Origin of the sequence: Streptomyces pristinaespiralis, assembly GCF_001278075.1 — a bacterium.
GTDB classification, from domain to species: domain Bacteria; phylum Actinomycetota; class Actinomycetes; order Streptomycetales; family Streptomycetaceae; genus Streptomyces; species Streptomyces pristinaespiralis.
The window spans coordinates 2,614,069-2,627,239 of the sequence record NZ_CP011340.1 but is presented as its reverse complement, the minus strand read 5'-3'; the positions used below and the strand labels follow the sequence as shown (position 1 = coordinate 2,627,239).

The window sequence follows — 13,171 nt, the reverse complement described above, 5'->3', positions numbered from 1 at the left end:
GTCAGCGGGAGAGCCACTCGGCGGTGTACGTGTCGATCTCGGAGACGATCCGGGCCTTGCCGGCCGGGTCGAGGAACGACGCCTGCACCGCGTTCTTGGCGAGACCGGCGACACCGCGTTCGTCCAGGTCCAGCAGTCGGGCGGTGACCGCGTACTCGTTGTTGAGGTCGGTGCCGAACATCGGCGGGTCGTCGCTGTTGACCGTGACGAGGACGCCGGCGGCGACCATCTCCTTGACCGGGTGCTGCTCGAGGTCGGTGACCGCCCGGGTGGCGAGGTTGGACGTGGGGCACACCTCCAGCGGGATCCGGTGCTCGGCGAGGTGCGCCAGCAGCTTCGGGTCCTGCACGGAGCTGGTCCCGTGTCCGATGCGCTCGGCGCGCAGGTCGTTCAGCGCGTCCCATACCGTCTGCGGTCCGGTCGTCTCGCCGGCGTGCGGCACGGACCGCAGACCGGCGGCGATCGCGCGGTCGAAGTACGGCTTGAACTGCGGGCGCGGGACGCCGATCTCGGGTCCGCCGAGGCCGAAGGAGACAAGGCCCTCCGGGCGCAGGTCGACCGCCAGCCGGGCGGTCTCCGCCGCGGCCTCGAGCCCTGCCTCGCCGGGGATGTCGAAGCACCAGCGCAGCACCACCCCGAGCTCCCGCTCCGCAGCCGTCCGGGCGTCCTCGATGGCGGCCATGAAGGCCTTCTCGTCGATGCCGCGGCGGGTGGAGCTGAACGGCGTGATGGTCAGCTCCGCGTAGCGGATGTTCTGCCGCGCCATGTCACGGGCGACCTCGAAGGTGAGCAGCCGGACGTCCTCCGGGGTGCGGATCAGGTCCACGACCGAGAGGTAGACCTCGATGAAGTGCGCGAAGTCGGTGAAGGTGAAGTAGTCGGCGAGTGCCTCGGGATCGGTGGGCACCTTCGAGTCCGGGTGGTTCGCGGCCAGTTCCGCGACGATCCGCGGAGAGGCGGAACCGACATGGTGCACATGCAGCTCTGCCTTGGGCAGCCCTGCGATGAAGGGGCGCAGATCGGTCATCGGATTCCTCCAGGTGGGACGGGCCGCTCCTGCGGGCGGGGGCAGGTCCTTTTCGCCGGGCGGTGGTTCTGCTCCGGGATCATGGTAGGCGGCCCCCGGCGCCGGGAACCGAGGCCGTAACATGGCCGGACCACCGATGGGGGAGAACGATGTCCGACAATCAGGCTCAGCCGCCCGGCGGGCCGCAGCCGCACGACCCGTGGGCTCCGCCGGAGAGCGGCAGCGCCGCCGGCAAGGTGCCCCTGGACAAGCCGGCAGCGGCCCCGCCCGGCGTGCACGACCAGCCCACGGTCATCTCGATGCCCGGCGCCGGCCCCGAGGACACCGGGTCCGTCCCGCCGCCGCCCGTCGCGCCCGGCGGGCCCGCACCGGCCCAGCCCGCCGCGGGAGCCTACGGATACCCGGCCGCTCCGAGCCTGCCGCAGCCTCCGGCCGCCGGCTTCGGCGCCCCGGACCCGTACGGCGCGGGATATCCCGGCTATCCCGGTTACGGCCAGACCGCGGGCTGGCAGCAGCAGCCGGCGAACGGCATGGGCATCACCGCGATGGTGCTCGGCATCCTCTCCGTCTGCCTCTTCTGTCTGTACGGCGTCGTCGCCATCGTCCTCGGCATCCTCGCGCTGATCTTCGGCATCCTGGGCCGCAAGCGCGCCCAGCGGGGCGAGGCCACCAACGGCGGCATGGCGCTGGCGGGCATCATCCTCGGCGTGTGCGGCATCGTCATCGGGGCCGTCGTCATCGCGCTGATCGCCTGGGGCATCACCACGGCGATCAACGAGGAGAACAAGCAGGACGACTACGACTACGACAGCTACTCGAACCACCTGGTCGTCGACGTCACCCGCTAGTCCGGCGCTGTCGGCCGGCCGCCGCCGGCGGTGCCGCCCGGCAGTGCCGATGCCTTCCCGGTGGCGGCGGCTGTCAGCCGGTACCGCTCCGCAGTTCCTCGCGTGCCTCCATCAGCGCGAACCCCAGCAGGTTGAGTCCGCGCCAGCGCGCGGGGTCCTGCGCCCGCTCGTCGTCCGCGGCCAGCCCGATGCCCCAGACGCGGTCCATCGGGCTGGCCTCGACGAGCACCCGGTCCCCCGTGGCCAGCAGGAAGTCGCGCAGCGCCGCGTCCTGCCCGAACTTGTGCACGCTGCCCGAGCGCACGATCTGGAACCGCTCGCGCTCCCACACGGTGTCGTCGAAGCCGCGCACCAGCCGCCCCGCCTTCTTGGCCTCCGCCGGTGACTTCGCGGCCAGCGCCTTCCGCTCCGCCTCCGCGTCGCCGAACAGCCGGGCCTTGGCCGCCATCATCCAGTGCTCCGCCGTCGCGTACCGCACGCCGTCGACCTCGAACGGCGACGGCCACCACTGACTGAGGCAACTGGCCCCGATGGTCCCGTCCTTGCGCGGTGTGTGCCCCCAGAAGTGCAGATACTTCACCCGCCGACCGTCGGCCGTGCGCTTGATCAGCTCATCGATCGTCCCCATGCACAGGAGTCTGACAGCCGCCACGGACATCCCGTCCTGCGGCGGGACCGGTGACGCGACACATGGTCGACCGATTCCGTCGCGTAATCAAATGGCAACAACGGAATCCCTTGTTGCATGGGTCACCCTCTGTCAGGATCGGCACTCAATTCGAGCTGGGACTACGGAGAGCGCTATGGGCAACCGCTTCCAGACGCAGGACCGCTTCGCCGCCGGCGCGCAGTTCATCGGCGGAAAGCTGCGCCCCGGGACCTCGGGGCGTACGCAGGACATCGTCGACCCGGCCACGGGCCGGACGATCCACACGTACGAACTGGCCGGCCCCGCGGACGTGGACGCGGCCGTCGCCGCCGCCCGTGACGCCCGGCCCGGCTGGGCAGGCGCCACCCCGGGCGAGCGGTCCGAGGCGCTGCACCGCTTCGCCGCCGTACTGGCCGACCGGGCGGAGGACCTGGCCGGTGCCGAGTCGCTCCAGTGCGGCAAGCCCATCAGACTGAGTACGGGGTTCGACGTCCCCGGCACCATCGACAACACCGCGTTCTTCGCCGGCGCCGCCCGTCACCTCGAAGGGCAGTCCGCCGGCGAGTACAGCGGCGACCACACCTCGTACGTGCGGCGTGAACCGATCGGCACGGTCGGTTCCATCGCCCCCTGGAACTATCCGCTGCAGATGGCGGCCTGGAAGGTTCTGCCGGCCATCGCCGCGGGCAACACCATCGTCCTCAAGCCCGCCGAGATCACCCCGCTCACCTCGCTGATGTTCGCCCAGGCGGCGACCGAGGCAGGCGTTCCCGACGGCGTCGTCAACATCGTCAGCGGCGCGGGGAAGGACGCCGGCGAGCACCTCGTCGGTCATCCGGACATCGACATGACCTCGTTCACCGGCTCGACGGCCGTCGGCAGGCGCGTCGCCCGCATTGCCACCGACACCGTCAAACGCCTCCACCTCGAACTCGGCGGCAAGGCCCCGTTCGTGGTCTTCGACGACGCCGACCTCGAGGCCGCCGCGCACGGGGCGGTCGCCGGATCGCTCATCAACACCGGCCAGGACTGCACCGCCGCCACCCGCGCCTACGTCCAGCGGCCCCTCTACGACGCCTTCGTCGCCGCCGTCGCCGATCTGATGGCGACGGTCCGGCTCGGCGACCCGTTCGACCCGGCCACCGACCTCGGTCCGCTCGTCTCCCACGTGCAGCGCGACCGCGTCGCCGCCGTCGTCGAACGGGCCCGCGCCTACGCCACCGTGGTGACCGGCGGCGAAGCGCCGCAGGGAGAGCTGCGGAACGGCGCCTACTATCTGCCCACCCTGGTCACCGGCGCCGCACAGGACAGCGAGATCGTCCGGCACGAGATCTTCGGGCCCGTCCTGGTCGTGCTGCCCTTCGACACCGACGAGGAGGGCCTCGCTCTCGCGAACGACACGCCCTACGGGCTGGCGGCCTCCGCCTGGACCCGGGACGTGTACCGCGCCGGCCGCGCCACCCGTGAGATCAGGGCCGGCTGTGTGTGGATCAACGACCACATCCCGATCATCAGCGAGATGCCGCACGGCGGATTGGGCGCCAGCGGCTTCGGAAAGGACATGTCGGTGTACTCCTTCGAGGAGTACACGCAGGTCAAGCATGTGATGTACGACAACACCGCCGTGGTCCGCAAGGACTGGCACCGCACGATCTTCACAGGCCGATAGCTGCCAGGCCGCGCCCGTCGCGGCCCTATCCACCCGAAAGGGCAGAGCGTCATGGAGCAGTACGAGACCGAGCGCCTCTCCGCGGCCCAGCTGGCGGCCATGCGGCGCAGCCTGACGAACGGGCGAGGGGCCCTTTCCCGCCGTTCGCTGCTGCGGGTGTCGGGCGCGGGCGCGCTCGCCGTCGGCGGCGCGGGCATCCTGAGCGGCTGTGGCATCCCGCCCGCCAAGCGGGAGAGCGGAGCCGCCGACTCCGACGACCACTCGGACAAGGAGAAACAGCTCACCTTCTCCAACTGGACCGAGTACATGGACACCAGCGAGGACGGCAAGAGCCGCCCCACGCTCGAGGCGTTCACCAAGCGGACCGGGATCAAGGTCAAGTACACCGAGGACATCAACGACAACGTCGAGTTCTTCGGCAAGATCCAGCCGCAGCTCGCGGCCGGCCAGGACACCGGCCGCGACCTGATCAACGTCACCGACTGGCTGGCGGCCCGCATCATCCGGCTCGGCTGGGCCCAGAAGCTCGACCCGTCGCTGCTGCCGCACGCCTACGCCAACCTCTCCTCCCAGTTCCGCACCGTGGACTGGGACCCGGGCCGGGCGTACTCCTACCCGTGGACCGGTATCCCGTGCGTCATCGCCTACAACGCGAAGGCGACCGGCGGCCGGAAGGTCGACTCCGTCACGCAGCTGCTCGACGACCCGGCGCTGGGGGGCCGGGTGGGCTTCCTCACCGAGATGCGCGACACGATCGGGATGACCCTGCTCGACATGGGCAAGGACCCCGGCCGGTTCACCGACGCCGACTACGACGCCGCCGTCGGACGCCTCCAGAAGGGCGTCGACAAGAAGCAGATCCGCCGCTTCACCGGCAACGACTACACCGCCGACCTGGCCAAGGGCGACATCGCCGCCTGTCTCGCCTGGGCGGGCGACGTCATCCAGCTCCAGGCCGACAACCCCGACATCAAGTACGCGATCCCGGCCGCCGGTTATGTCACGGCGACCGACAACCTGCTCGTCCCGGCCGAGGCCCGGCACCGCAAGAACGCCACCCGGCTCATCGACTACTACTACGAGCTGCCGGTCGCCGCGCAGCTCGCCGCGTACATCAACTACGTGTGCCCGGTCGCCGGCGTCGGCGCCGAACTCGCGAAGATCGATCCGGACCTGGCGAAGAACCCGCTGATCATCCCGGACGAGGCCATGGCCGCCAAGTCCCATTCGTTCCGCTCGCTCTCCAGCAAGGAAGAGACGGCGTACGAAGAGAAGTTCGCCAAGCTCATCGGCGCCTGACCCGCCCCCCTTTCCCCCGACACCTGGGATCGCGACCCATGACTGACAAGCAAGCGGGCGGCGATGTCCGCCTCTCCGGGATCAGCAAGACCTACGGCTCCTTCACGGCCGTCCACCCGCTGGACCTGACCGTCCCCGAGGGCTCGTTCTTCGCCCTGCTCGGCGCCTCCGGCTGCGGAAAGACCACCACGCTGCGGATGATCGCCGGACTCGAGGACCCGACGACGGGCACCGTCCGTCTCGGCGACAAGGACGTCACCGCCCTGCCGCCGCACAAACGCCCCGTCAACACGGTCTTCCAGAGCTACGCGCTCTTCCCGCACCTGAGCATCTACGAGAACGTCGCCTTCGGGCTGCGCCGCCGCGGCGTCAAGTCCGTGAAGAAGCAGGTCGACGACATGCTGGAGCTCGTCCAGCTCGGCGACTTCGCCCAGCGCAAGCCGCACCAGCTCTCCGGTGGCCAGCAGCAGCGGGTCGCCGTCGCCCGCGCGCTCATCAACCACCCGCAGGTCCTGCTGCTCGACGAGCCGCTCGGTGCCCTCGACCTCAAGCTGCGACGCCAGATGCAACTGGAGCTCAAGCGCATCCAGACGGAGGTCGGCATCACCTTCGTCCACGTCACCCACGACCAGGAGGAGGCCATGACCATGGCCGACACTGTCGCGGTGATGAACGGCGGCAGGGTCGAGCAGCTCGGAGCCCCCGCCGAGCTGTACGAGAACCCGCGGACCACCTTCGTCGCCAACTTCCTCGGCACCTCCAACCTCATCGAGGCCGAGGTGGTCCAGAGCTCGGGCGGCGAGGTCGTCGTCACCGCGGGCGGCGGCAAGCTCCGGCTGCCCGCCGGGCGCTGCCCGGACGCCACCGCCGCCGGCGGCCGGCTCCTCGTCGGGGTCCGGCCGGAGAAGATCTCCCTCAGTCCCGCCGCCGACGCGGACTCCGTGCCCGCCGGCCGCAACTCCGTCACGGGCCGGATCCTCGACTCCTCGTTCATCGGCGTCTCCACGCAGTACGTCGTCGAGAGCCCGGCAGGCAAGGGCCTCGAGGTCTACGCACAGAACGTGGAGCACCGCGCGGGCCTGGAGCCGGGCGCCGAGGTCGTCCTGCACTGGAACCCGGAGCACACCTTCGGCCTCGACGCCGCCCAGGCCATCGACGCGGGCGTGGAGACGGTGGGGGAGCGCCCATGACCGTCACCCAGGCACCCCCGCTGTCGCCCGCCCCCGGCGGGCCGCCCGCCCACAAGCCCTCGGTGCGCCGCAGGCTGGTCCCCTACTGGCTGCTGCTCCCCGGCATCCTGTGGCTGATCGTCTTCTTCGTGCTGCCCCTCGTCTACCAGGCGTCGACCTCCGTGCAGACGGGGTCGCTGGAGGAGGGCTTCGAGGTCACCTGGCACTTCGCGACCTACTGGGACGCGCTGAGCGAGTACTACCCGCAGTTCCTGCGCTCGCTTCTGTACGCGGGCACCGCCACCGCTCTGTGCCTGCTGCTCGGCTATCCGCTCGCCTATCTCATCGCGTTCAAGGCCGGCCGCTGGCGCAATCTGCTGCTGGTGCTGGTCATCGCGCCGTTCTTCACCAGCTTCCTGATCCGCACGCTGGCCTGGAAGACGATCCTCGCGGACGGCGGACCGGTGGTGGAGGCGCTGGGCGCCGTCGGCTTCCTGGACGTCACCAGCTGGCTCGGGCTCACCGAGGGCAGCCGCGTGCTCGCCACACCGCTGGCGGTCGTCACCGGCCTGACGTACAACTTCCTGCCGTTCATGATCCTTCCGCTCTACACCTCGCTGGAGCGGATCGACCCGCGGCTCCACGAGGCGGCCGGAGACCTGTACGCCAGGCCCGCCACGACCTTCCGCAAGGTGACCCTCCCGCTGTCCATGCCGGGCGTGGTCTCCGGGACGCTGCTGACGTTCATCCCGGCGAGCGGTGACTACGTGAACGCCCAGCTGCTGGGCTCGACCGACACCCGCATGATCGGAAACGTCATCCAGTCGCAGTTCCTGCGGGTGCTCGACTACCCGACGGCGGCCGCGCTGTCGTTCATCCTGATGGCGATCGTGCTGATCACCGTCACCGTCTACATCCGCCGGGCCGGAACGGAGGACCTGGTCTGATGAGCTGGGCAAGGCGCAACATCGTCGTCATCGCGGGACTGCTCACGCTCGCGTACCTGATCCTGCCGAACATCGTCGTGATGGTGTTCTCGTTCAACAAGCCCGCCGGGCGCTTCAACTATGCCTGGCGGGAGTTCTCCACCGACGCCTGGCGTGACCCGTGCGGCGTCGCCGACCTGTGCGGCTCGCTCGCGCTCTCGCTGCAGATCGCCCTGTGGGCGACGGTCGGCGCGACCGTGCTCGGCGCCATGATCGCCTTCGCGCTCGTCCGCTACCGCTTCCGCGCCCGCGGCACGATCAACTCGCTGATCTTCCTGCCGATGGCGATGCCCGAAGTGGTCATGGCCGCCTCGCTGCTGACGCTCTTCCTCAACCTCGGGGCGGAGCTGGGCTTCTGGACCATCCTCATCGCGCACACCATGTTCTGCCTGAGCTTCGTCGTGGTGGCGGTGAAGGCACGGGTCATGTCGATGGACCCGAGGCTGGAGGAAGCGGCGAGGGACCTCTACGCCGGGCCCGTGCAGACGTTCCTTCGGGTCACCCTCCCGATTGCCGCACCCGGCATCGCAGCCGGCGCGATGCTGGCCTTCGCCCTGTCCTTCGACGACTTCATCATCACCAACTTCAACTCGGGCAACACCGTCACCTTCCCCATGTTCGTGTGGGGCTCGGCCCAGCGCGGCACGCCCGTCCAGATCAACGTCATCGGTACGGCCATGTTCGCCGTCGCCGTACTGATCGTGGCCGGCGGCCAGATCATCAGCAACCGCCGGAAGAAGCGCGCCCTGATCCGGTAGACCGGACGGGGCGGCACCAGCACCGATCCGGTAGCACCCAGAAGGAGTGGGAACCATGGCCCCAGCCGCCATGACCTCTGCACGATCACTCTCCGACGCCCGGCCCGCGCCCTTCTGGCTGGAAGACCCCGGCAAGCCGGAGCCGCTGTCCGCCCTCGCCGGCGACGAGCGGTGCGACCTCCTCGTCGTCGGCGGCGGTTACAGCGGGCTGTGGACGGCGCTGCTCGCCAAGGAGCGGGACCCGGCACGGGACGTCGTGCTGATCGAGGGCCGGGAGGCGGGCTGGGCCGCCTCCGGCCGCAACGGCGGCTTCTGCGCCGCATCGCTCACCCACGGCCTCGGCAACGGGCTGGCCCGTTGGCCGGACGAGCTGACCGAGCTGGAGGAGCTCGGCGGGCGCAACCTCGACGCCATCGAGGAGGCCGTCGGCCGGTACCGCATCGACTGCGACTTCGAACGCACCGGTGAGATCGACGTCGCCACCGAGCCCCATCAGCTCGCCGAGCTCCATGAGATGCACCAGCAGGCGACCCGGCTCGGATTCACCGGTCTCGAGCTCCTCGACGCGGACGCGATGCGCGCGGAGGTCGACTCACCGACCTTCCTCGGCGGGCTGTGGGACCGCCGAGGGGTGGCGATGCTGCACCCGGCGAAGCTGGCGTGGGGCCTCCGGCGGGCGTGTCTGGAACTGGGCGTCCGCATCTACGAGAACACCCCCGGCCTTCGGCTCGCCCCCTCCGGCCCCGGGATGGTGGTCCGCACCCCCTGCGGCCGCGTCCTGGCGCACCGGGTCGCGCTCGGCACGAACGTCTTCCCCTCGCTGGTCCGGCGGGTACGCGCCTACACCGTCCCGGTCTACGACTACGCCCTGATGACCGAGCCGCTCAGCGCCGCCCAGCTCGCCTCCGTCGGCTGGAAGAGGCGCCAGGGGCTCGGCGACAGCGCCAACCAGTTCCACTACTTCCGCATCACCGCCGACAACCGCATCCTGTGGGGCGGTTACGACGCCGTCTATCCCTTCGGCGGCAAGGTGCGCGCCGAGATGGACCACCGGCCGGAGACCTATCTGAAGCTCGCGTCGCACTTCTTCCGGTGCTTCCCGCAGCTCGAAGGGCTCCGTTTCAGCCACGCCTGGGGCGGCGCCATCGACACCTGCACGCGCTTCTCCGCCTTCTTCGGCACCGCCCACGGCGGCAAGGTCGCCTACGCGGCCGGCTTCACGGGTCTCGGCGTCGGCGCGACCCGGTTCGGCGCCGATGTGATGCTCGACCTGCTCTCGGGGGAGCGGACGGAGCGGACCGAGCTGAAGATGGTGCGCAGCAAGCCGCTCCCGTTCCCGCCGGAGCCGGTGGCGTGGGCCGGGATCGAGCTGACCAAGCGGGCCATGGCCAGGGCCGACGCCAACGGCGGCCGGCGCAATCTGTGGCTGCGCACGATGGACCGCTTCGGGCTCGGTTTCGACAGCTGACCCGCCGTTCCGCCCCTCTTCGCCCGCCGCGTCCCGGACCCGGCGGGCGACGGCGGTTCACCCCGGAACGATCGCCGAAGTCGCGTAATAGAAGGGCCGCGCCCCGCTCTCTGTGTGTGCAAGCAGCCTCGTACACACGGAACGGAGACCGGATCATGAGCGCATCGAGCGCCAGGAACGCGATGGAGTGGCTGGCGACGGCGGCGCCGGACCCGGAGGCCTGCCGGTGGGAGTGGGAGCGGAGCCGGGACGGTATCGCCCTGCTTCCGGCCGGCAGGCGCTGGGACGTACTGATCCTGCCGGGCGAGCTGGGCTACCCCACCCTGGACGTGCTGACCCGGCTGGTCGACCGGCCGGGTCCGGTGCTCTCCGGATTCGGTGAGTCCCGCATGGGCTTCTTCGTACCGCCCGGCACCGCGGAACGGTGGCTGGGCACGGGCGTCCGCGCCGCCGGGCAGGGCACCTGGATCGTCGTGCCGTGTCCGGGCGGGACGGCGGGCCGGGTGCGCTGGCTGATCCCCCCGGACGGCTCGGGGACACTCACCGATCCCGCGCTGCTGGAGCTCGCGATGCACGAGGCCGCCGCAGGGCTCGCGCGCGGCAGGGACTGAGCGCGGCGTGGCCGTCCGAGTGGTGCCAGAGGTCTTGACAACCTGATTGGTCTGGACCAGGTTGTGGGCCGCCGCACTCGAATCCCCCCATGCCCGGAGGCTGTTGTGGACCGCACAAGACTTACGGCTGCCGTTGCGGCAGCCGTCCTCGCCGTCACAGGACTCGTCGCCACCACCGGTGCGGCCGCCGCGGCCGACACCGAACTCGCCCGCAACGGAGGCTTCGAAGCGGGACTTGCGGGCTGGACCTGCACGGCGGGCAGCGGCATCGCCGTCTCCTCGCCCACCCACAGCGGCACCTCCGCCCTCAAGGCCACCCCGGCCGGCAGCGACAACGCGAAGTGCGCCCAGACAGTCACCGTGAAGCCGAACTCCGACTACACGCTCAGCGGCTGGGTCCAGGGGAGTTACGTCTACCTCGGCGCGTCGGGCACGGGAACCACCGACGTCTCCACCTGGACGGCGTCCGCGCCCGGTTGGCAGAAACTGACGACCTCCTTCCGCACCGGGGCCTCGACCACCTCCGTGACGCTCTACACCCACGGCTGGTACGGCACGCCCGCCTACCACGCCGACGACATCTCCCTCCTCGGCCCCGGCGGCGACCCCGCGACCGTCCCGGCCGCGCCCGCCGGCCTGCGCGCCGGCAGCCCCGGCTCCACCTCCGTGCCGCTGACCTGGAACTCCTCCTTTGGCGCGACCGGTTACCACGTCTACCGGGACGGCGCGCGGGTCGCGACCGTCGGCGGCACGTCGACCACCGTCACGGGGCTGACCGCCGCCACGACCTACAACTTCCAGGTCTCCGCCGTCAACGAGGCCGGCGAGTCACCCAAGTCCCCTGCCGTCAGCGTCACGACCACCTCCGGCGGCGGCGACACCGGTGGCGACCTGCCGGCCCACGCCCTCGTCGGCTACCTGCACGCGAGCTTCGCCAACGGCTCCGGCTACACCCGCATGGCCGACGTCCCCGACTCGTGGGACGTCATCAACCTCGCCTTCGGCGAACCGACCTCGGTCACCTCCGGCGACATCCGCTTCAAGCTGTGCCCGGTCGCCGAGTGCCCGACCGTGGAGTCGGAGGCGGAGTTCAAAGCCGCGATCAAGGCCAAGCAGGCCGCCGGGAAGAAGGTGCTGATCTCCATCGGCGGCGCCAACGGCCAGGTACAGCTCGCGACCACGGGAGCCCGCGACGCCTTCGTCACCTCGGTCTCGAAGATCATCGACGACTACGGCCTCGACGGCCTCGACATCGACTTCGAGGGCCACTCCCTGTCGCTGAACACCGGCGACACCGACTTCCGCAGCCCCACCTCGCCCGTGATCGTCAACCTGATCTCGGCGCTCAAGACCCTCAAGGGCAGGTACGGCTCGGACTTCGTGCTCACCATGGCCCCCGAGACCTTCTTCGTACAGCTCGGCTACCAGTACTACGGCTCCGGCCCCTGGGGCGGCCAGGACCCGCGCGCCGGCGCGTACCTCCCGGTCATCCACGCCCTGCGCGACGACCTCACCCTGCTGCACGTCCAGGACTACAACTCCGGCTCGATCATGGGCCTGGACAACCAGTACCACTCCATGGGCGGCGCCGACTTCCACATCGCCATGACCGACATGCTGCTCACCGGCTTCCCGGTGGCGGGCGACCAGTCGAAGTTCTTCCCCGCCCTGCGCCCCGAACAGGTCGCGATCGGCCTGCCGGCCTCCACCCAGGCGGGCAACGGCCACACGTCACCCGCCGAGGTGAACAAGGCGCTGGACTGCCTGACGAAGAAGACGTCCTGCGGCAGCTACGCGACCCACGGCACCTGGCCCGCCCTGCGCGGCCTGATGACCTGGTCCATCAACTGGGACCGCTTCAACCAGTTCGAGTTCTCGAAGAACTTCGACGCCTACAGGTGGAGTTGAGGAACGGCAGCAGCGCCCCGAAGAGGCACAGGCTGCCGAGCACGTCCAGCGGCCAGTGGTAGCCGCGCAGCACCAGACCGATGCCCGTCGCCAGGGTGAGCACCCCGGCGACGGGCATCGCCCATCTGCGGCGCAGATACGGGGTGACGAGCAGCGCGGCCCCGCAGTAGGCGACCATCGCGGTCGCGGTGTGGCCCGACGGGTACCAGCCGGTGCCCGGTTCCAGTGGGGCGGGACGGGCGATCCAGAGCTTCAGCGGGACGACCAGCGCGGGCACCGCCGCCACCGCCGCCACGGCGGCGAACACCGGCAGCCACCGCCGTCCCTCACGCAGCAGGACGTGTCCGGCCGCCGCCGCGAGGACGGGCAGCGCGACGGCCGTGCTGCCGAGATCGGCGAGGAATTCGGTGACGGCCGCGGGCCCGGTGCCGAACAGGGCACGGCCCAGTCGTACGTCCGCCAAGAACAGCGGCCCCTCGACGGCCACCTGCCAGGTGATCAGCGCGAAGAGCGTCAGGCAGAGAAGGACGGCGGCCCGGGAACGCCGAGAGGCCGGCCACATCGGAACAGGGGGGGTGGTTCCGAGGTGGCCGGCCGGACCGGTTTGCCGCGCGCCCCGGGGGGTTTGGGGCGGGCGGCCATCCGATCGGTGAGGAGTTCCGGAGCCTGCAGCTCCAGTGGTGTGCGCGAGGGCACGACCAGGACGGGGCTGGGGAGGCTCCGGCCTGGGGTCGCCCGCAGTCTCCTGCGAGCGGGGTGTTTCTCTCATCTGCAGAAAC

General features: G+C 70.5%; 12 protein-coding genes. 9 read left to right on the top strand and 3 right to left on the bottom strand.

Annotated features, from left to right (window positions below; all coding sequences use genetic code 11):
* Position 1 precedes the first annotated feature (1 nt).
* A complete protein-coding gene (locus tag SPRI_RS10870; RefSeq protein ID WP_005311296.1) occupies positions 2-1,027 on the bottom strand; it encodes an adenosine deaminase in 1,026 nt (341 codons plus the stop codon).
* A gap of 149 nt (positions 1,028-1,176) precedes the next feature.
* Between SPRI_RS10870 and SPRI_RS10865 the strand changes: the two genes are divergently transcribed.
* On the top strand, positions 1,177-1,875 hold the full coding sequence (locus SPRI_RS10865) for a DUF4190 domain-containing protein (RefSeq protein WP_053556884.1): 699 nt from the start codon (positions 1,177-1,179) through the stop codon (positions 1,873-1,875).
* A gap of 73 nt (positions 1,876-1,948) precedes the next feature.
* Here the strand turns inward: SPRI_RS10865 and SPRI_RS10860 are convergent, their stop codons facing one another.
* Positions 1,949-2,503, bottom strand: coding sequence for an NADAR family protein (locus tag SPRI_RS10860; RefSeq protein ID WP_037776240.1), 555 nt, complete (start codon positions 2,501-2,503; stop codon positions 1,949-1,951).
* Between the two features lie 175 nt (positions 2,504-2,678).
* On the opposite strand from SPRI_RS10860, the gene SPRI_RS10855 reads away from it, so the two are divergent.
* From SPRI_RS10855 to SPRI_RS10820, 8 genes are all read left to right on the top strand, one after another.
* The gene (locus tag SPRI_RS10855; protein WP_005311292.1) at positions 2,679-4,193 is read left to right on the top strand and encodes a gamma-aminobutyraldehyde dehydrogenase; all 1,515 of its coding nucleotides are present in this window, start codon (positions 2,679-2,681) and stop codon (positions 4,191-4,193) included.
* A 51-nt stretch (positions 4,194-4,244) separates the two neighbouring features.
* The gene (locus SPRI_RS10850) at positions 4,245-5,492 is read left to right on the top strand and encodes a polyamine ABC transporter substrate-binding protein (protein WP_005311290.1); all 1,248 of its coding nucleotides are present in this window, start codon (positions 4,245-4,247) and stop codon (positions 5,490-5,492) included.
* A gap of 38 nt (positions 5,493-5,530) precedes the next feature.
* Positions 5,531-6,682 (top strand): ABC transporter ATP-binding protein, encoded by a 1,152-nt coding sequence (locus SPRI_RS10845; protein WP_005311288.1) that lies wholly within the window; start codon positions 5,531-5,533, stop codon positions 6,680-6,682.
* Positions 6,679-7,608, top strand: coding sequence for an ABC transporter permease (locus SPRI_RS10840; RefSeq protein WP_005311286.1), 930 nt, complete (start codon positions 6,679-6,681; stop codon positions 7,606-7,608). Before SPRI_RS10845 ends, SPRI_RS10840 begins: the two co-directional genes overlap by 4 nt.
* Complete coding sequence (locus SPRI_RS10835) at positions 7,608-8,405, top strand: ABC transporter permease (RefSeq protein WP_005311284.1); 798 nt, start codon at positions 7,608-7,610, stop codon at positions 8,403-8,405. The genes SPRI_RS10840 and SPRI_RS10835 overlap by 1 nt, the downstream gene beginning before the upstream one ends.
* Before the next feature lie 55 nt (positions 8,406-8,460).
* The gene (locus SPRI_RS10830; protein ID WP_037773643.1) at positions 8,461-9,873 is read left to right on the top strand and encodes an NAD(P)/FAD-dependent oxidoreductase; all 1,413 of its coding nucleotides are present in this window, start codon (positions 8,461-8,463) and stop codon (positions 9,871-9,873) included.
* Positions 9,874-10,028: 155 nt separating this feature from the next.
* Positions 10,029-10,484 carry a hypothetical protein gene (locus SPRI_RS10825; RefSeq protein ID WP_005311280.1) on the top strand — a complete coding sequence of 152 codons (456 nt, stop codon included), beginning with the start codon at positions 10,029-10,031 and terminating at the stop codon, positions 10,482-10,484.
* Between the two features lie 105 nt (positions 10,485-10,589).
* Positions 10,590-12,392: a chitinase gene (locus SPRI_RS10820; RefSeq protein ID WP_037773641.1), complete on the top strand. Its 1,803-nt coding sequence runs from the start codon at positions 10,590-10,592 to the stop codon at positions 12,390-12,392.
* Here SPRI_RS10820 and SPRI_RS10815 read toward each other — a convergent pair.
* Positions 12,343-13,161: a phosphatase PAP2 family protein gene (locus tag SPRI_RS10815; protein WP_078535244.1), complete on the bottom strand. Its 819-nt coding sequence runs from the start codon at positions 13,159-13,161 to the stop codon at positions 12,343-12,345. The two genes, SPRI_RS10820 and SPRI_RS10815, sit on opposite strands and share 50 nt — an antisense overlap.
* Positions 13,162-13,171 lie beyond the last annotated feature (10 nt).

Excerpts from the sequence above, each read along its gene's own strand:
- SPRI_RS10815 (WP_078535244.1), bottom strand. The coding sequence starts at position 13,161 with ATGAGAGAAACACCCCGCTCGCAGGAGACTGCGGGCGACCCCAGGCCG.
- SPRI_RS10830 (WP_037773643.1), top strand. The coding sequence starts at position 8,461 with ATGGCCCCAGCCGCCATGACCTCTGCACGATCACTCTCCGACGCCCGG.
- SPRI_RS10870 (WP_005311296.1), bottom strand. The coding sequence starts at position 1,027 with ATGACCGATCTGCGCCCCTTCATCGCAGGGCTGCCCAAGGCAGAGCTG.
- SPRI_RS10840 (WP_005311286.1), top strand. The coding sequence starts at position 6,679 with ATGACCGTCACCCAGGCACCCCCGCTGTCGCCCGCCCCCGGCGGGCCG.
- SPRI_RS10835 (WP_005311284.1), top strand. The coding sequence starts at position 7,608 with ATGAGCTGGGCAAGGCGCAACATCGTCGTCATCGCGGGACTGCTCACG.
- SPRI_RS10850 (WP_005311290.1), top strand. The coding sequence starts at position 4,245 with ATGGAGCAGTACGAGACCGAGCGCCTCTCCGCGGCCCAGCTGGCGGCC.
- SPRI_RS10855 (WP_005311292.1), top strand. The coding sequence starts at position 2,679 with ATGGGCAACCGCTTCCAGACGCAGGACCGCTTCGCCGCCGGCGCGCAG.
- SPRI_RS10825 (WP_005311280.1), top strand. The coding sequence starts at position 10,029 with ATGAGCGCATCGAGCGCCAGGAACGCGATGGAGTGGCTGGCGACGGCG.
- SPRI_RS10860 (WP_037776240.1), bottom strand. The coding sequence starts at position 2,503 with ATGGGGACGATCGATGAGCTGATCAAGCGCACGGCCGACGGTCGGCGG.
- SPRI_RS10865 (WP_053556884.1), top strand. The coding sequence starts at position 1,177 with ATGTCCGACAATCAGGCTCAGCCGCCCGGCGGGCCGCAGCCGCACGAC.
- SPRI_RS10845 (WP_005311288.1), top strand. The coding sequence starts at position 5,531 with ATGACTGACAAGCAAGCGGGCGGCGATGTCCGCCTCTCCGGGATCAGC.